Annotated in this window: 17 protein-coding genes and 1 pseudogene; 10 read left to right on the forward strand and 8 right to left on the reverse strand. The window is 53.1% G+C overall.

The features are described from left to right. Positions 1 to 8: 8 nt before the first annotated feature. On the forward strand, positions 9 to 815 hold the full coding sequence (gene xthA / locus NA197_RS02310; protein ID WP_000673954.1) for an exodeoxyribonuclease III: 807 nt from the start codon (positions 9 to 11) through the stop codon (positions 813 to 815). A 72-nt stretch (positions 816 to 887) separates the two neighbouring features. Then, positions 888 to 1,304: a pyrimidine (deoxy)nucleoside triphosphate diphosphatase gene (locus NA197_RS02315; protein ID WP_000592136.1), complete on the forward strand. Its 417-nt coding sequence runs from the start codon at positions 888 to 890 to the stop codon at positions 1,302 to 1,304. Here the strand turns inward: NA197_RS02315 and NA197_RS02320 are convergent. Beyond that, the gene (locus NA197_RS02320; protein ID WP_001254682.1) at positions 1,264 to 1,539 is read right to left on the reverse strand and encodes a YnjH family protein; all 276 of its coding nucleotides are present in this window, start codon (positions 1,537 to 1,539) and stop codon (positions 1,264 to 1,266) included. The two genes, NA197_RS02315 and NA197_RS02320, sit on opposite strands and share 41 nt — an antisense overlap. 238 nt (positions 1,540 to 1,777) lie before the next feature. Between NA197_RS02320 and gdhA the strand changes: the two genes are divergently transcribed. Continuing rightward, positions 1,778 to 3,121, forward strand: coding sequence for an NADP-specific glutamate dehydrogenase (gene gdhA, locus NA197_RS02325; protein ID WP_000372865.1), 1,344 nt, complete (start codon positions 1,778 to 1,780; stop codon positions 3,119 to 3,121). A gap of 29 nt (positions 3,122 to 3,150) precedes the next feature. On the opposite strand, the gene topB is transcribed toward gdhA, so the two are convergent. From topB to NA197_RS02340, 3 genes are all read right to left on the reverse strand, one after another. Continuing rightward, complete coding sequence (gene topB / locus NA197_RS02330; protein WP_001235863.1) at positions 3,151 to 5,100, reverse strand: DNA topoisomerase III; 1,950 nt, start codon at positions 5,098 to 5,100, stop codon at positions 3,151 to 3,153. A 4-nt stretch (positions 5,101 to 5,104) separates the two neighbouring features. Continuing rightward, positions 5,105 to 6,148, reverse strand: coding sequence for a selenide, water dikinase SelD (gene selD, locus NA197_RS02335; protein ID WP_001294900.1), 1,044 nt, complete (start codon positions 6,146 to 6,148; stop codon positions 5,105 to 5,107). Between the two features lie 117 nt (positions 6,149 to 6,265). Then, the gene (locus tag NA197_RS02340) at positions 6,266 to 6,817 is read right to left on the reverse strand and encodes an NAD(P)H nitroreductase (RefSeq protein WP_000339313.1); all 552 of its coding nucleotides are present in this window, start codon (positions 6,815 to 6,817) and stop codon (positions 6,266 to 6,268) included. A gap of 173 nt (positions 6,818 to 6,990) precedes the next feature. On the opposite strand from NA197_RS02340, the gene sppA reads away from it, so the two are divergent. The 3 genes from sppA to pncA all read left to right on the forward strand — a co-directional run bounded on the left by sppA (position 6,991) and on the right by pncA (position 10,642). Then, the gene (gene sppA, locus NA197_RS02345) at positions 6,991 to 8,847 is read left to right on the forward strand and encodes a signal peptide peptidase SppA (protein ID WP_001259874.1); all 1,857 of its coding nucleotides are present in this window, start codon (positions 6,991 to 6,993) and stop codon (positions 8,845 to 8,847) included. Positions 8,848 to 8,942: 95 nt separating this feature from the next. Then, positions 8,943 to 9,959 (forward strand): asparaginase, encoded by a 1,017-nt coding sequence (gene ansA / locus NA197_RS02350; RefSeq protein WP_001170138.1) that lies wholly within the window; start codon positions 8,943 to 8,945, stop codon positions 9,957 to 9,959. Positions 9,960 to 9,985: 26 nt separating this feature from the next. Next, positions 9,986 to 10,642 carry a bifunctional nicotinamidase/pyrazinamidase gene (gene pncA, locus NA197_RS02355; protein ID WP_000184707.1) on the forward strand — a complete coding sequence of 219 codons (657 nt, stop codon included), beginning with the start codon at positions 9,986 to 9,988 and terminating at the stop codon, positions 10,640 to 10,642. A gap of 351 nt (positions 10,643 to 10,993) precedes the next feature. On the opposite strand, the gene NA197_RS02360 is transcribed toward pncA, so the two are convergent. Both NA197_RS02360 and msrB read right to left on the reverse strand, forming a co-directional pair. Then, positions 10,994 to 11,272 carry a YeaC family protein gene (locus NA197_RS02360; RefSeq protein ID WP_001046864.1) on the reverse strand — a complete coding sequence of 93 codons (279 nt, stop codon included), beginning with the start codon at positions 11,270 to 11,272 and terminating at the stop codon, positions 10,994 to 10,996. Positions 11,273 to 11,314: 42 nt separating this feature from the next. Continuing rightward, entirely contained in the window at positions 11,315 to 11,728 is a 414-nt protein-coding gene (msrB, locus tag NA197_RS02365) for a peptide-methionine (R)-S-oxide reductase MsrB (protein WP_001519539.1), read from the reverse strand. Positions 11,729 to 12,069: 341 nt separating this feature from the next. Between msrB and gapA the strand changes: the two genes are divergently transcribed. Beyond that, positions 12,070 to 13,065 (forward strand): glyceraldehyde-3-phosphate dehydrogenase, encoded by a 996-nt coding sequence (gapA, locus tag NA197_RS02370; protein ID WP_000153505.1) that lies wholly within the window; start codon positions 12,070 to 12,072, stop codon positions 13,063 to 13,065. A 334-nt stretch (positions 13,066 to 13,399) separates the two neighbouring features. Beyond that, positions 13,400 to 14,284, forward strand: a complete 885-nt coding sequence (locus NA197_RS02375; protein ID WP_000608662.1) for a D-hexose-6-phosphate mutarotase — start codon at positions 13,400 to 13,402, stop codon at positions 14,282 to 14,284. A 98-nt stretch (positions 14,285 to 14,382) separates the two neighbouring features. Here NA197_RS02375 and NA197_RS02380 read toward each other — a convergent pair. Then, a pseudogene (locus NA197_RS02380) lies at positions 14,383 to 15,159 on the reverse strand (aldo/keto reductase); the annotation flags it as partial. 127 nt (positions 15,160 to 15,286) lie between these two features. Next, a complete protein-coding gene (locus NA197_RS02385; RefSeq protein ID WP_000163762.1) occupies positions 15,287 to 16,033 on the reverse strand; it encodes a MipA/OmpV family protein in 747 nt (248 codons plus the stop codon). A 426-nt stretch (positions 16,034 to 16,459) separates the two neighbouring features. Here NA197_RS02385 and yeaG point away from each other — a divergent pair, with 426 nt between their 5' ends. Both yeaG and NA197_RS02395 read left to right on the forward strand, forming a co-directional pair. Next, a complete protein-coding gene (gene yeaG, locus NA197_RS02390; RefSeq protein ID WP_001518010.1) occupies positions 16,460 to 18,394 on the forward strand; it encodes a protein kinase YeaG in 1,935 nt (644 codons plus the stop codon). A 122-nt stretch (positions 18,395 to 18,516) separates the two neighbouring features. Beyond that, complete coding sequence (locus NA197_RS02395; protein WP_000219714.1) at positions 18,517 to 19,803, forward strand: YeaH/YhbH family protein; 1,287 nt, start codon at positions 18,517 to 18,519, stop codon at positions 19,801 to 19,803. Positions 19,804 to 19,928: the final 125 nt, after the last annotated feature.

Raw genomic sequence — 19,928 nt, forward strand, 5'->3', positions numbered from 1 at the left:
CAGTGACTATGAAATTTGTCTCTTTTAATATCAACGGCCTGCGCGCCCGTCCCCATCAGCTTGAAGCGATTGTCGAAAAACACCAGCCCGATGTGATCGGTCTACAGGAGACAAAAGTCCACGACGAAATGTTCCCGCTCGAAGAGGTCGCGAAGCTGGGCTATAACGTTTTCTATCATGGACAAAAGGGCCATTACGGCGTCGCGCTGCTAACAAAAGCCACGCCCATTTCCGTCAGACGCGGTTTCCCGGATGATGGCGAAGAGGCGCAACGCCGCATTATCATGGCGGAAATCCCCTCGCCGCTGGGTAATATCACCGTCATTAACGGCTATTTCCCGCAGGGGGAAAGCCGGGATCATCCGTTGAAGTTCCCCGCGAAAGCGCAGTTTTACCAGAACTTGCAAAACTATCTTGAAACGGAACTCAAGTGTGATAATCCGGTATTAATTATGGGCGACATGAATATCAGCCCGACCGATCTGGATATTGGCATCGGCGAAGAGAACCGCAAACGCTGGCTGCGTACCGGTAAATGCTCCTTCCTGCCGGAGGAGCGTGAATGGATGTCACGGTTACTGAAGTGGGGATTAGTGGACACGTTCCGTCAGGCGAATCCGCAAACGATGGATAAATTTTCGTGGTTTGATTACCGCTCAAAAGGTTTCGTGGATAATCGCGGACTGCGCATTGACCTCTTGCTGGCAAGCGCTCCGCTGGCGGAACGTTGCGCAGAAACCGGTATAGACTACGACATTCGCAGTATGGAAAAACCCTCCGACCATGCGCCGGTCTGGGCGACGTTTCGTGTTTGATTCCGCTTTCTGATTAACCGTAAGGCCGGGATAGCGCGACGCTTCCCGGCAGGAATAACGACCTTAACGACAATGATAAAAAAACTCGATGTTGTTGCCGCCATCATTGAACGCGACGGCAAAATACTGCTGGCCCAGCGCCCAGCTCATGCGGATCAAGCCGGTTTATGGGAGTTTGCCGGCGGTAAAGTCGAACCCGGCGAAACCCAGCCGCAGGCGCTTATCCGCGAGCTACGCGAAGAGTTAGGGATTGACGCCACGCCCGGCGTCTATATCGCCAGCCATCAACGCGACGTGTCTGGCCGACGAATTCATTTGCACGCCTGGCATGTGCCTGCGTTTAACGGTCTGATACGTGCGCTGGAACATCAGGCATTAGCCTGGTGTACGCCGGAAGAGGCGCTGGAGTACCCCCTCGCCCCGGCGGATATTCCGCTATTGCAGGCGTTTATGGCTTTACGCGACGCCAGACTAACGGATTCGTGCTGATGGTTTTTTCGTCACGCTGGCACTGGAGCAAGACGCCTTCCACTTTTATTACCGCGCCTTCGGAGTAATTCTGATCCTGGTAAACGCAGCACTGAATGCAGGGCTGGGACGACTGACCGCGCGTGCTGAAAACTTCCGGCGGGACATTCACCTGAATATCAGGACGACTGTTCTGGTTTGCCAGCCCGACCATTGGCATTATCGCCATCACGGCGACCACGAGGCTTCGGCGCATAGGATTTCCTTATTTTTCTAAGTATATTCTCAGTATAACGGTAAGCCGCCGTGAAAACTTTAATCCTCTTTTGTCATCGCTTTTAGTTATGACCCTCGCCCCGTTATGAATTTACTTAGCAGCGTCATTTTTTTCTTGCTTACCGTCACATTGCTGATGGTATAGTCGAAAACTGCAAATACATATTCTGATAAAACGCAAATACAACCACATTAATATATAAGAGGTTTTTATATCTATGGATCAGACATGTTCTCTGGAATCGTTCCTCAACCATGTACAAAAGCGCGACCCGCATCAAACCGAGTTCGCGCAAGCCGTCCGTGAAGTCATGACCACCCTGTGGCCGTTTCTTGAACAAAACCCTCGTTACCGCCACATGTCTTTACTGGAACGTTTGGTTGAACCAGAGCGCGTAATTCAGTTTCGCGTAGTGTGGCTGGACGACAAAAACCAGGTGCAGGTAAATCGCGCCTGGCGCGTGCAGTTCAACTCTGCTATCGGCCCCTATAAAGGCGGTATGCGCTTCCATCCTTCGGTAAACCTTTCCATCCTTAAGTTCCTCGGCTTTGAGCAAACCTTTAAAAATGCCCTCACCACGTTGCCGATGGGCGGCGGTAAAGGCGGCAGCGATTTCGATCCGAAAGGGAAAAGCGAAGGCGAAGTGATGCGTTTCTGCCAGGCGCTGATGACTGAACTGTATCGCCATTTAGGGCCGGATACCGATGTGCCTGCCGGGGATATCGGCGTGGGCGGGCGCGAAGTGGGCTTTATGGCGGGAATGATGCGCAAGCTTTCCAATAACAGCGCCTGCGTCTTCACCGGCAAAGGGCTTTCCTTCGGCGGCAGCCTGATTCGTCCGGAGGCGACGGGCTATGGCCTGGTCTACTTCACCGAAGCGATGCTTAAACGTCATGGTCTCGGTTTTGAAGGGATGCGCGTCGCCGTGTCCGGCTCCGGCAACGTAGCGCAATACGCCATTGAGAAAGCGATGGCCTTTGGCGCGCGCGTGGTTACCGCGTCGGATTCGAGCGGGACGGTGGTCGATGAAAGTGGCTTCACGCCAGAGAAGCTGGCGCGTCTGTGTGAAATTAAAGCCAGCCGTGACGGTCGCGTCGCTGACTACGCCCGTGAGTTTGGCTTAACCTATCTGGAAGGCCAGCAGCCCTGGAGCGTACCGGTGGATATCGCCCTGCCATGCGCGACGCAGAACGAACTGGACGTTGACGCCGCGCGCGTACTGATTGCCAATGGCGTAAAAGCCGTGGCGGAAGGGGCAAATATGCCAACCACGATTGAAGCGACCGATCTCTTCCTTGAAGCGGGCGTACTGTTTGCGCCGGGTAAAGCCGCCAACGCGGGCGGCGTGGCGACATCGGGGCTGGAAATGGCGCAGAACGCCGCGCGGTTGAGCTGGAAAGCCGAGAAAGTGGACGCCCGTCTGCATCACATTATGCTGGATATCCACCACGCCTGTGTCGAGTACGGCGGCGACAATAAGCATACCAACTACGTTCAGGGCGCCAACATCGCCGGTTTCGTGAAAGTCGCCGACGCCATGCTGGCGCAGGGCGTCATTTAATCCCGTCGTCAGGCCAGATGGCTTTGCGCTTATTCGGTCTGACGGCCTGTCTCCTCAGCAGGCGGGCTTTTTTTGCCCGCTCGCTTACGCGGCGCACTCTTTTTCTTTTCTCCACCGCCTGGCGCGACTATCCCTCTGAAACGCTTCACCGGCGTGCGCTTAGCCTGATCGATCAGCTGATATAACGTGCCGACCAGCGGTTGCATAAAATCCTGGTAACGGCACTGCTTTTCGCTGATTTGCGTCAAAACAGACTCCCAGTGCGCGGTCATATCTGGACGGGCCGCCATTTCCGGCAGCGAATGTATTAACGCTTTGCCAGCATCGGTAGAATGAATGTAGCGACCTTTTTTGGTCAGAAAGCTACGTTTGAACAGCAGCTCGATAATCCCCGCGCGCGTGGCTTCCGTCCCCAGCCCATCGGTCGCGCGCAGGATCTTTTTCAGATCTTTATCCTGCACGAAGCGGGCAATTCCGGTCATCGCGGAAAGCAATGTCGCATCAGTGAAATGACGCGGCGGCTGGGTTTGGCGTTCGACCACTTCCCCCTTTTCACACAGCAACTCATCACCTTTGGCGACAACCGGCAGCGGCGTACCGTCGTTTTCCTCGTCGCGCTCTTTACTGCCCAGTAACGTCCGCCAACCGGCCTCCGCCAGAAAACGCGCTTTGGCGACAAATTTCCCTTTGGCGATTTCCAGTTCAATAACGCATTTACGAAACACCGCGTCCGGGCAGAACTGCATCAGATACTGACGCGCAATCAGGGTGTACACTTTCGCTTCGTTTTCCGTCAGATGGACAGAAGAACTGCGCGCCGTCGGGATAATCGCGTGGTGCGCATCCACTTTTTTGTCATCCCAGCAGCGATTGCGCGTATCAGGGTTAACCACAGGCTGCGGCAGTAAATCCGGGGCGTGGACGCTAATCGCGTTCATGACCGCCTGCCGTCCGGCAAAGTGCTCTTCCGGCAGATAACGGCAGTCGGAACGCGGATAGGTAATCAGTTTGTGGGTTTCATATAGCTTCTGACAAATATCAAGCACGTTTTGCGCGCTCAGGCCAAAGCGTTTAGCGGCTTCAATCTGTAGCGTCGAGAGCGAAAACGGCAGCGGCGCGGATTCTGATTCCCGTTTATCATTATAACTGGTTACCAGCGCGGGCTGACCGTTGATTCGGTTCACTACATGCTCCGCCAGCGGACGATGCAGCAAGCGCCCCTCTTCATCCTGATAAGGTTCGCACGCCTCGCTCGGCTGCCAGATAGCGGTAAAACGCTCGTCGGCAGGCGTAACGATGTGCGCCTTTACTTCAAAGAAGTCTTTGGCGACGAAGTTCTCAATCTCTTCGTCTCTCCGCACCACCAGCCCCAGTACCGGCGTCTGCACGCGTCCCACGGATAACACGCCCTGATAGCCGGCATTACGGCCCAGGATCGTGTAAGCACGGGTCATATTAATGCCATACAGCCAGTCCGCTCGCGCTCGCGCCAGCGCCGAGACGCACAGCGGCACGAAGTCGCTGTTCGCCCGCAGCCTGTCAATAGCACGCTCGACCGCCTGCGGGTTAAGGTCGTTTATCAGACAACGCCGCACCTGCTGGCGCTTTTCGGCAGGAAGTTGGAGATAATCCAGCACTTCATCAACCAGAAGCTGTCCTTCGCGATCCGGGTCGCCGGCGTGAATAATTTCACCGGCTTGATGCAAAAAGCGCTTAATCACATTGAGCTGTTTGGTGACGGAAGGACGAGGCTGAAGCTGCCATTTTTCCGGCACGATAGGCAAGTCAGCCAGATTCCAGCGCGCATAACGGCTGTCATACGCATCCGGCTGCGCCTGTTCCAGCAAATGACCAATACACCAGGTGACGACCTGCCCGTTTCCGCACTCAATAAAACCATCGCCTTTACGGTGCGGTTTTGGCAGCACATCCGCAATGGCGCGCCCCAGACTCGGTTTTTCGGCAATAAACAACCGCATCAGGTTAACGAATCTCAACCATAGCGCGACCGCCGCGGGCCTCGACCAGTTCGCCAATCGCGGTCAGATCGATACCAAATTCCGCCGCGGTGGCTTTAACATCGTCTTCGGCGTCCGGCGTTACCGCCAACAACAGACCGCCTGACGTTTGCGGATCGCACAGCAGGCTACGAACTTCACGCGACATGTCGCCCATCAGATGACCATAGCTGGCGAAGTTGCGCTCTGTGCCGCCCGGTACGGCGCCCAGAGCAATATACTCTTCCACGCCCGGCAGTTTAGGGATGTCCTGATAGCAAAGCAGCGCCTGCACGCCTGCGCCCTGGCACATCTCGCTCAGGTGCCCCAGCAGGCCAAAACCGGTAACGTCAGTCATGGCTTTTACGCCATCGATATTGGCAAACGCCGCGCCAGCAACGTTCATCCGACACATGACTTCCGTCGCCAGCCCCTGATGTTCAGGTTTAAGCAGCGATTTTTTCTCGGCGGTGGTCAACACGCCAATCCCCAACGGTTTGGTCAGAAAGAGTTTGCATCCCGCCTGCGCGGTACTGTTTTTCTTCACCCGTTCGGTCGGCACTACGCCTGTGACCGCGAGACCAAAGATCGGCTCCGGGGCGTCAATAGAGTGTCCACCCGCCAGCGCGATACCGGCCTGACGGCAGGCAAAGCGCCCCCCCTCGGTCACTTCACGCGCAATATCGGGCGACAGGGTATTAATCGGCCAGCCAAGGATCGCGATCGCCATAATCGGTTTGCCGCCCATCGCAAAAATATCGCTGATGGCGTTTGTTGCCGCAATGCGGCCAAAATCAAACGGGTTATCGACTATCGGCATAAAGAAGTCGGTGGTGCTGATGATACTGGTGCCATTACCCAGATCGTAAACCGCTGCATCATCGCGGGTTTCATTACCCACCAACAGATTCGGGTCGACGAACTTCGCCTGCTCGCTATGCAGGATAGTCTCCAGCACTTTAGGGGAAATTTTACAACCGCAACCAGCGCCGTGGCTGTATTGCGTTAAACGAATGGCTTGCTCGCTCATGGACATCTCCTGTCATTGCATTCGCGCTATGGTAGCGCTCATTCCCTGATGTGGTAAGTATCACTGTCTGAATTACCGCGCCTTTGCTCAGAATCCAGACAGTTTTATCCCTCAGCGTCAGAAATAACGCACAAACGGCGTGGGGTCGGGGGTACTGATCGTCGTTGACGCTTTGAGCTGCGGCGTGCCGAGATAGAGAAAACCAACAATTTTATCCTGAGGACGGCACTCAAAGGCTTCCCGCACGATAGCGCTCTCCGTTAATGCGCCGCTACGCCAGATACCATTAAACCCTTGCGCAATCGCCGCCATTTGCATCGCCATCACCGCGCATCCGGCAGACATCTCCTGTTCCCACACCGGAACCTTATGGTTTTCTTCGCATTTCGCCACCACGGTAATGATCAGCGGTGCGCGAAACGGCGCATTACGCGCTTTTTCGATCGCTTTCTCATCGCCCCCGGCAGCGACAGCGCCTTGTTCAAGCACGGCGCTGAAGCGGTCGCGCCCCTCTCCTTCAATCACAAAAAAACGCCACGGCTGTAGAGATTTATGATCGGGAACACGCATTCCCGCCCGCAGAATGTTCTGTAATTGCTCTCCGACAGGCGCCGGTTCTGCGAGACGAGAGGCGCTACGACGGTTGACCAGCAGTTCTAGTGCATCCATTTGATTAACTCCAGCAATGATATTTATTCACAAAATTAACACGGGAGCGGATTTTGTTACAGCGCAGGCAGTGATTCCTGCTGACAACTGCCTGATGGGTCATTACGATAGCCACATCTTAATGCTTTATCCTCACCAAGGTACAAGCGTTGTTACTCAGATAGGGAGAATACATGCGAACCCTGTGGCGATTTATTGCCGGATTTTTTAAATGGACGTGGCGAGTGTTGAACTTCGTCCGTGAAATGGTACTCAACCTGTTCTTTATTTTTCTGGTCCTGGTGGGCGTTGGGATCTGGATGCAGATCGGTAACGGCAGCAACAGTGAGCAAACCGCGCGCGGCGCTCTGCTGCTGGATATTTCCGGCGTCATTGTGGATAAACCCTCCACCAATCACCGTCTGGGCGCGCTGGGTCGCCAGTTATTTGGCGCCAGCTCCGACCGTCTGCAGGAAAACTCCCTGTTTGACATCGTCAACGCTATTCGTCAGGCGAAAGATGACCGTAACATCACGGGTATCGTTCTGGATCTGAAAAACTTCACCGGCGCCGATCAGCCATCAATGCGCTATATCGGTAAAGCGCTGCGCGAATTCCGCGACAGCGGCAAACCGGTTTTCGCCGTGGGTGAAAACTACAGCCAGGGTCAGTATTACCTCGCCAGTTTCGCCAATAAAATTTGGCTTTCCCCACAGGGTCAGGTAGATCTTCACGGCTTCGCTACGAATGGCCTGTACTACAAAACGCTGCTGGATAAACTGAAAGTCTCTACCCACGTTTTCCGGGTCGGCACCTATAAATCCGCCGTCGAGCCGTTTATCCGCGACGATATGTCGCCCGCCGCCCGCGAGGCCGACAGCCGCTGGATAGGCGAACTGTGGCAGAACTACCTGCATACCGTTTCTGCCAATCGCCAGATTTCGCCGCAACAACTGTTCCCCGGCGCGCAGGCTATTATCGACGGGTTAACCAGCGTGGGCGGCGACACCGCCAAATATGCGCTCGACCATAAACTGGTGGACGCCCTCGCCTCCAGCGCAGATGTTGAAAAAGCGCTGACGAAGCAGTTTGGCTGGAGCAAAACCGAAAATAACTATCGCGCGATCAGCTATTACGATTATTCGCTGAAAACGCCTGCGGATACCGGCGGTACTATTGCGGTTATTTTCGCCAATGGCGCGATTATGGATGGCGAAGAAACGCCAGGGAATGTCGGCGGCGACACTACGGCATCGCAGATCCGCGACGCACGCCTTGATCCTAAAGTGAAAGCGATTGTGCTGCGCGTCAATAGTCCAGGCGGTAGCGTCAACGCCTCCGAAGTTATCCGCGCCGAACTGGCGGCGGCAAGAGCGGCTGGCAAACCGGTGGTGGTCTCAATGGGCGGTATGGCGGCCTCCGGCGGTTACTGGATCTCTACGCCGGCAAACTATATCGTGGCCAGCCCCAGCACGCTGACGGGTTCAATTGGCATCTTCGGCGTCATCAATACGGTAGAAAACAGCCTGTCGTCGATTGGCGTACACAGCGACGGCGTTTCCACCTCGCCGCTGGCGGATATTTCGATGACCAAAGCGCTGTCACCGGAAGTGCAGCAGATGATGCAACTCAGTATTGAGTACGGCTACAAACGCTTTATCACACTGGTGGCAGACGCGCGTAAGCGTACGCCGGAGCAGATTGATAAAATCGCACAAGGCCATGTCTGGACCGGAGAAGACGCGAAAGCCAATGGTCTGGTGGACAGTCTCGGCGACTTTGACGACGCCGTCGCCAAAGCGGCGGAGCTGGCGAAACTGAAACAGTGGCATCTTGATTACTATCAGGACGAACCGACGGTCCTTGATATGGTTATGGACAGTATGACCGGATCAGTACGCGCCATGCTGCCGGAGGCCATTCAGGCGATGCTCCCGGCGCCGCTCGTTTCCGCCGCCAACACGGTGAAGGCCGAGGGGGATAAACTGGCGGCATTTAACGATCCGCAAAACCGTTATGCGTTCTGTTTGACTTGCGCGAACGTTCGCTAATGCTTCATCAATAGCCATACCGGATGGCGGCGTCTGCTCATAGCCGCCATCCGATAATCATTAATACGTCCTTCGCGACACGACTGAACATTATCATGCAAAAGAAATCAATTTACGTTGCCTATACCGGCGGTACTATCGGTATGCAGCGCTCAGATAAAGGGTATATCCCGGTGTCCGGGCACCTTCAGCGCCAGCTGGCGCTGATGCCGGAATTCCACCGCCCGGAGATGCCGGATTTTACCATCCATGAATATGCCCCGCTGATGGATTCATCAGATATGACGCCGGAAGACTGGCAGCATATCGCTGCAGATATCAAAGCGCACTACGATGAGTATGACGGTTTTGTTATTCTGCACGGCACCGACACGATGGCGTATACCGCATCGGCGCTCTCTTTCATGCTGGAAAATCTGGGTAAACCGGTTATTGTGACAGGGTCACAAATTCCGCTGGCTGAGCTGCGCTCCGACGGGCAAATTAATTTGCTGAATGCGCTTTATGTCGCCGCCAACTATCCTGTTAATGAAGTAACGCTGTTTTTTAATAATCGTCTGTTCCGCGGCAATCGCACGACCAAAGCCCATGCGGATGGTTTTGACGCTTTTGCCTCTCCTAATCTGCCGCCCTTGCTGGAAGCAGGAATTCACATTCGCCGTTTAAATACGCCACCCGCACCCTACGGTTCTGGTGAATTAATCGTTCACCCTATTACGCCGCAGCCGATAGGCGTAGTGACGATTTATCCGGGGATTTCCGCCGAGGTAGTACGTAACTTTCTGCGTCAGCCGGTAAAAGCGCTGATTCTACGCTCTTATGGCGTAGGCAACGCGCCGCAAAATAAAGCGTTTTTACAGGAGCTGAAAGAGGCCAGTTCGCGCGGCATCGTGGTGGTTAACCTGACGCAATGCATGTCAGGGCGAGTCAATATGGGCGGGTACGCTACCGGTAATGCGCTGGCGCACGCTGGCGTGATTGGCGGTGCCGATATGACCGTCGAAGCTACCTTAACCAAACTGCATTATTTGTTAAGCCAGGGTCTGGACACTCAGGCGATTCGTAGCGCGATGGCGCAAAACTTGCGTGGTGAATTGACGCCGGATGATTAAAAAATCCCGACGACAAGGAGAAGATAATGACAAACCGGGCCTTATTACTGGTCGACTTGCAAAATGATTTTTGCGCCGGCGGCGCGCTGGCTGTAGCGGAAGGCGACAGCACCATCGACATCGCCAACGCTCTTATTGACTGGTGCCAGCCCCGGCAGATTCCGGTGCTGGCCAGCCAGGACTGGCATCCCGCGCAGCATGGCAGCTTCGCCAGCCAGCATCAGGCGGAACCCTATAGTCAGGGAAAGCTGGACGGGCTGCCGCAAACGCTCTGGCCGGATCACTGCGTTCAACATACCGACGGCGCGGCGTTACATCCCCTGCTTAACCAACATGCGATTGACGCCTGCATCTATAAGGGTGAAAACCCGCTGATTGATAGCTACAGTGCGTTTTTTGACAACGAACATCGGCAGAAAACTACCCTTGATACCTGGCTTCGCGAGCATGACGTTACCGAGCTTATCGTGATGGGGTTGGCGACCGATTACTGCGTAAAATTTACGGTGCTGGATGCGCTAGAGTTGGGCTATGCCGTTAACGTTATCACCGATGGCTGTCGCGGCGTGAATATTCACCCGCAGGATAGCGCACACGCGTTTATGGAGATGGCGGCGGCAGGCGCGACGCTGTATACGCTGGCAGACTGGGAAGAGACGCAGGGCCAGGCTGTCGCCAGGTAGCGGAGCAGGTATCGTATCCGGTCACTACATCACGCAACGGTGAGACCATTGCATAGATCTTTGGGCCGGATACGTCACGTCAGCGTCGCTACCAGGCAAAGCTCAACGCAGGCTGGAGAGCGCTTCTAACGAAACAGATTAAAAAGCGCGGGCTGGCTGGCGCAATGTTCTGGGAATAGGCCGCCGATGACAATAATCTGTTAGCGAAACAGCTGGCGGACTCGCTGAACATTAAGCGTTAATGGGTAAAAATATGGCGGGCCTGTGCCTGACAGCAATGAGCAGGCCCGGTAAGCACAACGCATTGGCAATGAAACCGCCGGATGGCGACTACCTCTTATCTGGCTGCCGTTACTGCATTTTCAATGTCGCAATCGGCTTTGACGTAATACCGAAATCCGCTTTAAGCTGCTGCTTGCTTTTCATCACCATCTGACCGTGAGTATCGATCGTCATATGTTGCGCTTCGGTATTGTGCCGCGCCTGCCATAGCATCACCAGCTGCAGGCTGTTTTCTTTCTGTTCCGGCGTCAACGCCACGCCATCCGGCCATTTACCCAGCTCAACGGCGGTGGATAAACGTTGATACACTTCCGGCGTCATGCTGTTAATGATCTCATCAAGATTCATGATGTGTCCGCTCCTGTGGAATAATTTGCTGAATCGTTTTTTTCAGCCTTTCAGTTGATCGCCGTTTTTCTCGTCAGAAAAGGCCAGCGAGGCCGAATTAACGCAATAGCGCTCACCGGTTGGCTGCGGCCCGTCCGGGAAAACGTGTCCGAGATGCGCATCGCAGTTTCCGCAACGAATTTCGACACGCTGCATGCCATGAGAAAAATCGTCTATGTAACGAATCGCCTCTTCGCTGACAGGCTGGTAAAAGCTAGGCCAGCCGCAGCCTGAATCGTATTTGGTGTGGGAGTGAAAAAGCGGCGTATCACAGACCAGGCAGTGATAAACCCCATCGCGTTTATTATGTAGCAGGCGTCCGGTAAATGGCGGTTCTGTGCCACGATCCTGCGTCACATAGAATTGCATTTCGGACAATTTTTTCTTGAGTTCTTCTGCTGAAGGTTGGTTAGCCATTTGCTCACATCTCACTTTAAACGTGCTCACATTGCCTGACCGATTCTAACAAAACATTAACACCTCAGTACCAACTTTTGTTCTAAACTTGATCATTGCGAAATGGCGGCTCACGAATCGTGACTGATGTCACATTATTATCTCGGTTGCCCTTTAAAATTCGGGGCGGCGCCCCCATGTGGTTTCAAGCCGAAAGGAAGAGTGAGGCGAATCAGCCGCGCAAAGGTTGTGCAGAGGATTGATTTGTCGCAATGATTGACACGATTCCGCTTGACGCTGCGTAAGGTTTTTGTAATTTTACAGGCAACCTTTTATTCACTAACAAATAGCTGGTGGAATATATGACTATCAAAGTAGGTATCAACGGTTTTGGCCGTATCGGTCGCATTGTTTTCCGTGCTGCTCAGAAACGTTCTGACATCGAGATCGTTGCAATCAACGACCTGTTAGACGCAGAGTACATGGCATACATGCTGAAATATGACTCCACTCACGGCCGTTTCGACGGTACTGTTGAAGTGAAAGACGGTCATCTGATCGTTAACGGTAAAAAAATCCGTGTTACCGCTGAACGCGATCCGGCTAACCTGAAATGGGACGAAGTTGGTGTTGACGTAGTGGCTGAAGCTACCGGTATCTTCCTGACTGACGAAACCGCGCGTAAACACATCACCGCTGGCGCGAAAAAAGTGGTTCTGACGGGTCCGTCTAAAGACAACACCCCAATGTTTGTTAAAGGCGCTAACTTTGACAAATACGAAGGCCAGGACATCGTTTCCAACGCTTCCTGCACCACCAACTGCCTGGCGCCGCTGGCTAAAGTTATCAACGACAACTTCGGCATCATCGAAGGTCTGATGACTACTGTTCACGCGACTACCGCAACCCAGAAAACCGTTGACGGCCCGTCTCACAAAGACTGGCGCGGCGGCCGCGGCGCATCTCAGAACATCATCCCGTCCTCTACTGGCGCTGCTAAAGCGGTAGGTAAAGTACTGCCAGAACTGAATGGCAAACTGACCGGTATGGCGTTCCGCGTTCCTACTCCGAACGTATCCGTTGTTGACCTGACCGTTCGTCTGGAAAAAGCGGCTACCTACGAGCAGATCAAAGCTGCTGTTAAAGCTGCTGCCGAAGGCGAAATGAAAGGCGTTCTGGGTTACACCGAAGACGACGTTGTATCTACCGATTTCAACGGCGAAGTATGCACTTCCGTGTTCGATGCTAAAGCAGGCATCGCGCTGAACGACAACTTCGTGAAACTGGTCTCCTGGTACGATAACGAAACCGGTTACTCCAACAAAGTACTGGACCTGATTGCTCACATCTCCAAATAAGTTGAGATGACACAGTCATTGGTAAGAGCGACTCAGGTCGCTCTTTTTTTTGCTTAAAGATATACCCGTCATACTTCAAGTTGCAGGTGTGTTGGCTATGCTTTCTCACCCGAATCACTGACGGAAGTCGAACTTATCGGGATGAATCAGGGATGTCCATGTCCCTGGCCGGAGATTACCTACGGTTGTTCAAATTCGTTCCCGATGAATTTGTCGTTCACTTGCCGCGTTACTCGGCCTGCGGCCTCGCCTCTACGGGCCAGCGCAAGCACTGGTCAAGGCACAAGCGCCTTGTCATGCAACTCGAATTATTTAGGGTTAAGAGGATTGCGTAATGATTAATAAAATTTTTGCCCTCCCGGTTATCGAACAGCTTACCCCTGTCCTTTCCCGTCGTCAGCTTGATGACCTGGATCTGATCGTCGTTGACCATCCGCAGGTTAAAGCCTCTTTTGCATTACAGGGCGCGCACCTTCTCTCCTGGAAACCCGTTGGCGAGGAAGAGGTATTGTGGCTCAGTAATAATACGCCTTTCAAAACCGGCGTGGCGCTACGCGGCGGCGTACCGATCTGCTGGCCCTGGTTTGGACCTGCGGCTCAACAGGGTCTGCCGTCACACGGCTTTGCGCGTAATTTACCGTGGGCGCTAAAAGCGCATAATGAAGATGATAATGGCGTAATGCTGACATTTGAGCTGCAAAGCAGTGAGGCCACCCGGAAATACTGGCCGCACGATTTCACGCTGCTGGCACGTTTTAAAGTGGGCAAAACCTGTGAAATTGAACTGGAAGCGCATGGCGAGTTTGCAACCACATCCGCGCTCCACAGCTATTTTAACGTTGGCGACATCGCCAACGTTAAGGTCAGCGGACTCGGCGATCGGTTTATTGATAAAGTTAACGACGCTAAAGAAGGTGTCCTGACCGACGGTATACAAACCTTTCCGGACCGTACCGATCGCGTTTACCTCAATCCTGAAGCATGTAGCGTGATCCACGATGCGACATTAAACCGCACGATTGATGTGGTCCACCACCATCATCTTAACGTCGTAGGCTGGAACCCTGGCCCGGCGTTGTCCGTCAGCATGGGCGACATGCCGGATGACGGCTATAAAACGTTTGTCTGCGTTGAAACGGTTTACGCTACTGCGCCGCAACAAGCCACAGAAGAAAAGCCCTCTCGTCTGGCGCAGACTATCTGCGTCGCTAAACGCTAAAAGTGAATGGATAACGGCGTTGCTATAGGATCTGAAAGGCGTCAGCCGCCATCAGGCATGACCTGCCGGATGGCGGCGCTTACACATTTTATCCGGCGTCACACCATATCCAACGCGGTTTTCCCTTTTGGCGCAGGCCAGGCGTTGTCCAGTAAGGCAAGTTCGTTTGCTGACAAGGTAATCTCAAGCGCCGCCGCATTTTGCTTCACGTGTTCTGTACTTCCGGCTTTCGGGATCGCCATCACGCCCGGATGCGCAATCACCCACGTCAGTAAGATTTGCGCCGCCGTTGCGTTATGCGCTTGCGCAATTTCATTCACCACCGGATGATTCAGTAAACCGCTACGTAATCGGCCAGCCTGCGCCAGCGGGCTATAGGCCATCACTGGCATTCGCTGTTGTTGACACCACGGCAATAAATCATACTCAATACCGCGTGACGCCAGATGATAGAGCACCTGATTTGTCGCGCATTGCTGTCCCCCAGGGATGCGCCACAGCGCCTGCATATCGTCATAATCAAGATTAGAGACTCCCCAACGGCGAATTTTCCCCTGCGCGATTAGCCGCTCCATACCTTCTACGGTCTCTTCGAATGAAAAGTTTCCGGCCCAGTGCAATAGATAGAGATCGAGATAATCTGTTTTCAGACGACGCAGGCTTTCCTCACAGGCGGCAACTATCTTCTGGCCGCCAGCGTTCCACGGGTACACTTTTGACACCAGAAATGCCTCATCGCGTCGCCCTGCTAATGCCTCGCCCACGACCTTTTCCGCCCCGCCGTCGGCATACATTTCCGCCGTATCAATAAGGCGTAACCCCAAATCCAGCCCCGCGCGCAACGCCGAAACCTCGCGCTGACGTTGATCCGCGCGCATCACGTACGGCTGCGCCATCCCCGGTCAACAGCGCATTTATGCAAGCCGCCATGTTCGCGTTTCAGTTAGCACAAAGCCTGCATAACGCAGGCTTTGTCATGGTTTTTCCGGCAAATTCAATCAATCAGAATCTATAGGTCACGCCAGTAGAAAGGATACCGGTCCAGGATTTATCCACCATCGGGCTGTCGGTAATTTCATCCGACAGGCGGGTGTAGCGCGCAGTACCATATACGCTCCAGTTACCGGCGAAATTATAGTTAGCGCTAAGTTCAAGATACGGGTTCCAGCTATCGTTCGGGTTATAGCCGCGCAGGCCGCTACGCGAAGATTCTTTACGTGATACGCCGTAATAGTAATCGTTCTGGTTCTCGCTATTCCATTCAACCCCGATACCTGGCGTTAAGGTCAGCCCGCCATTGGTATACCGATACAGCCAGGCCAGATCCCAGACAATACCGTTACTGTTATCCAACGTATCCCCTGCCAGTGAGGTACGCAGGAATCCATACTGGGTGTGATGCGCGTAAGAAACGCCCGCCATCATAGTACTTTTACGCCTGTCCAGACGACGCAACTGATGGTCATCGCTGTCGCCCGGTTTGAAGTACATCGGGGACCAGTATGCCATGATTGACAACTTATCGGCATTGTCATTCCACAAGTAGTACCCGCCGCCCAGACCACGGAACCAGAAGTTTTCGCTTTCATAAGCGATGACCGGTATCGGATAAACATCGCTATCGTAATCTTTATAAGGGTGTTCAACCACACCAACGCCTGCGCCCAACGTCAGGTTGCTTTCAGCGTGCGCGACGCTGGCGGATGTTGCAATAAACACGCCAAGAGCCAGAAGTTTAAGTTTGGTCACAATCCATAATTCCTTATTCAAATGTTCTGCGGCAAAAGTGTAACCGCCAATACCTGTAAGCCCAACTATTTTACACAATGTAACCGTTTAATATCACCACCACCGATTATTTTCAGATGATCGGCTGATGATCGTTATGTGACCGGGAACGCTTTTTCTGATATCCACCAGCCTTTTCTACCTGATGAGTTATTGATATGTCATCGAAATCCACTGACGCGTACAGGCAAGTTTTGCAAATGCCATCTACGCTTAATGTTAAGAAGGTGTATCACCGGACACGTTGATCTTCTGACCAATAAAATGGCATGAGAGTTGCTTTTTTTTCCTTAGCAGAGACGGCGTTCAGTCTACCTCTTCCGGGAGCCTCTACTATTCATATGAACGGCTCTTAACATGTGCGAAAAAACGAAAGGATGGCATATCATGAATATATTCGATCACTATCGCCAGCGTTACGAAGCTGCCAAGGACGAAGAGTTCACACTGCAGGATTTTCTTACCATTTGTCGGCAAGATCGCAGTGCTTATGCCAACGCGGCAGAGCGGCTATTAATGGCTATCGGCGAGCCTAATATGGTCGACACTGCCCAGGAACCCCGACTTTCCCGACTCTTCTCCAACCGGGTTATTGCTCGCTATCCTGCGTTTGAAGAGTTTTACGGCATGGAAGACGCGATTGAACAGATTGTCTCTTATCTGAAACATGCGGCGCAAGGGCTGGAAGAGAAGAAGCAAATTCTCTATTTGCTGGGACCTGTGGGGGGTGGCAAATCATCGCTCGCTGAACGGCTGAAATCGCTAATGCAGCGCGTGCCAATTTATGTTTTAAGCGCCAACGGCGAGCGTAGTCCGGTCAACGATCATCCATTATGCCTGTTTAATCCGCAGGAAGACGCGCAGATTCTGGAAAAAGAGTACGGTATTCCGCGCCGCTATCTCGGTACGATTATGTCCCCGTGGGCGGCCAAACGCCTGCATGAGTTTGGCGGCGATATTACTAAATTCCGCGTGGTGAAAGTCTGGCCCTCCATTCTGGAGCAGATTGCCATCGCCAAAACGGAACCCGGCGATGAAAACAACCAGGATATTTCGGCGCTGGTCGGCAAGGTGGATATTCGTAAACTCGAACATCACGCCCAGAACGATCCGGATGCGTATGGTTACTCTGGCGCGCTGTGCCGCGCTAACCAGGGGATCATGGAGTTCGTCGAGATGTTTAAAGCGCCTATTAAGGTGCTGCACCCCTTGCTGACCGCAACTCAGGAAGGTAACTACAATGGCACGGAAGGTATTTCCGCCCTGCCCTTTAATGGCATCATACTTGCCCACTCAAACGAATCTGAATGGGTGACTTTCCGTAACAATAAAAATAACGAAGCGTTCCTCGACCGTGTCTATATTGTGAAGGTGCCTTATTGCCTGCGAATCTCCGAAGAGATCAAAATCTACGAGAAACTACTTAATCATAGCGAGCTGGCTCATGCGCCCTGCGCGCCGGGCACGTTGGAAACGCTTTCGCGCTTCTCGATTCTTTCCCGCCTGAAAGAGCCGGAAAATTCCAGTATTTACTCGAAAATGCGCGTTTATGACGGTGAAAGCCTGAAAGATACCGACCCCAAAGCTAAATCGTACCAGGAGTATCGCGACTATGCGGGTGTGGACGAAGGGATGAACGGTCTCTCCACCCGATTCGCCTTTAAGATCCTCTCCCGCGTATTCAACTTCGACCATGCGGAAGTGGCGGCAAACCCGGTACATCTGTTCTACGTTCTGGAACAACAAATCGAGCGCGAGCAGTTCCCGCAGGAGCAAGCTGAGCGTTATCTGGAGTTCCTGAAAGGCTACCTGATCCCGAAATACGCCGAATTTATCGGCAAGGAGATCCAGACGGCCTATCTCGAATCTTATTCTGAGTACGGGCAGAACATTTTTGATCGTTACGTGACTTATGCGGATTTCTGGATTCAGGATCAGGAGTATCGCGACCCAGATACCGGTCAACTGTTCGATCGCGAGTCGCTGAACGCCGAACTGGAAAAAATTGAAAAACCAGCGGGTATCAGTAACCCGAAAGATTTCCGTAATGAGATAGTAAACTTTGTCCTGCGCGCCAGAGCCAACAATAGCGGCCGTAATCCAAACTGGACCAGTTACGAGAAGCTGCGCACGGTGATTGAGAAAAAAATGTTCTCTAATACTGAAGAGCTGTTGCCGGTCATTTCTTTTAACGCCAAAACGTCGACTGACGAGCAGAAAAAGCATGACGACTTTGTCGATCGGATGATGGAGAAAGGGTATACCCGTAAGCAGGTTCGTTTGTTGTGCGAGTGGTACCTGCGCGTGCGTAAATCGTCGTGATGTTAATGCCCGGTGGCGCTTGCGCTTACCGGGCCTACAAAGTAATGTTCTGTAGACTGGATAAGCGTTAGCGCTATCCGGCCCTGACAGAACAGGCGCTCAGTTGGCAGTACGGGGGGCATATGACCTGGTTCATAGACCGACGTCTTAACGGCAAAAATAAAAGCACGGTGAATCGCCAGCGCTTTTTGCGCCGTTATAAAGCACAAATTAAGCAGTCAATTTCCGAAGCGATTAATAAACGCTCTGTGACCGATGTCGACAGCGGAGAGTCCGTCTCTATTCCAACCGATGATATTAGCGAACCGATGTTTCATCAGGGGCGCGGCGGTCTGCGCCATCGCGTCCATCCGGGTAACGATCACTTTATCCAGAATGATCGCATTGAGCGTCCGCAAGGCGGTGGCGGCGGCGGTTCCGGCAGCGGTCAAGGTCAGGCCAGCCAGGACGGCGAAGGCCAGGATGAGTTTGTTTTTCAGATTTCAAAAGATGAGTATCTGGATCTGCTCTTTGAAGATTTAGCGCTGCCTAATCTGAAGAAAAACCAGCATCGCCAGCTTAACGAGTATAAAACTCACCGCGCCGGTTTCACCTCAAACGGCGTGCCGGCCAATATCAGCGTGGTACGTTCGCTACAAAACTCTCTGGCGCGCCGTACAGCAATGACGGCAGGAAAACGCCGCGAACTGCACGCGCTGGAAACGGAACTGGAGACCATCAGCCACAGCGAACCAGCGCAACTGCTTGAAGAGGAACGGTTACGTCGGGAGATTGCCGAACTGCGGGCTAAAATCGAGCGAGTGCCGTTTATCGACACTTTTGATTTACGCTATAAAAATTATGAAAAACGGCCTGAGCCCTCCAGCCAGGCGGTGATGTTCTGTCTGATGGACGTCTCGGGTTCGATGGACCAGGCAACCAAAGATATGGCCAAGCGTTTTTACATTCTGCTCTATCTGTTTTTGAGCCGAACATATAAGAACGTAGAAGTGGTTTATATCCGCCACCATACCCAGGCGAAGGAAGTGGACGAACATGAGTTCTTTTATTCGCAAGAGACCGGGGGGACGATTGTCTCCAGCGCGCTTAAACTCATGGATGAAGTGGTTAAAGAGCGCTACGACCCGGGGCAGTGGAACATCTATGCGGCGCAAGCGTCAGACGGTGATAACTGGGCCGACGATTCACCGCTGTGTCATGAGATTCTGGCGAAAAAGCTGCTGCCGGTAGTGCGCTATTACAGCTATATCGAGATTACCCGCCGCGCCCACCAGACCTTATGGCGCGAGTATGAACATCTGCAGGCGACGTTCGATAACTTCGCCATGCAGCATATTCGCGATCAGGAGGATATTTATCCGGTATTCCGCGAATTGTTTCAGAAACAGAGCGCCAATCAAAGCGCATAACCATAAATCAGCCCGTAATGAGTCACGGGCTGATTTATCACTAACAAGGCAATTATACATACTACCACTACAATAGCCGTAAACCTGTATATCTCCTGACTGGATTAACCTTACATGCGCCGACT

Source organism: Salmonella sp. NW884 (assembly GCF_051700745.1).
GTDB lineage: Bacteria > Pseudomonadota > Gammaproteobacteria > Enterobacterales > Enterobacteriaceae > Salmonella > Salmonella enterica.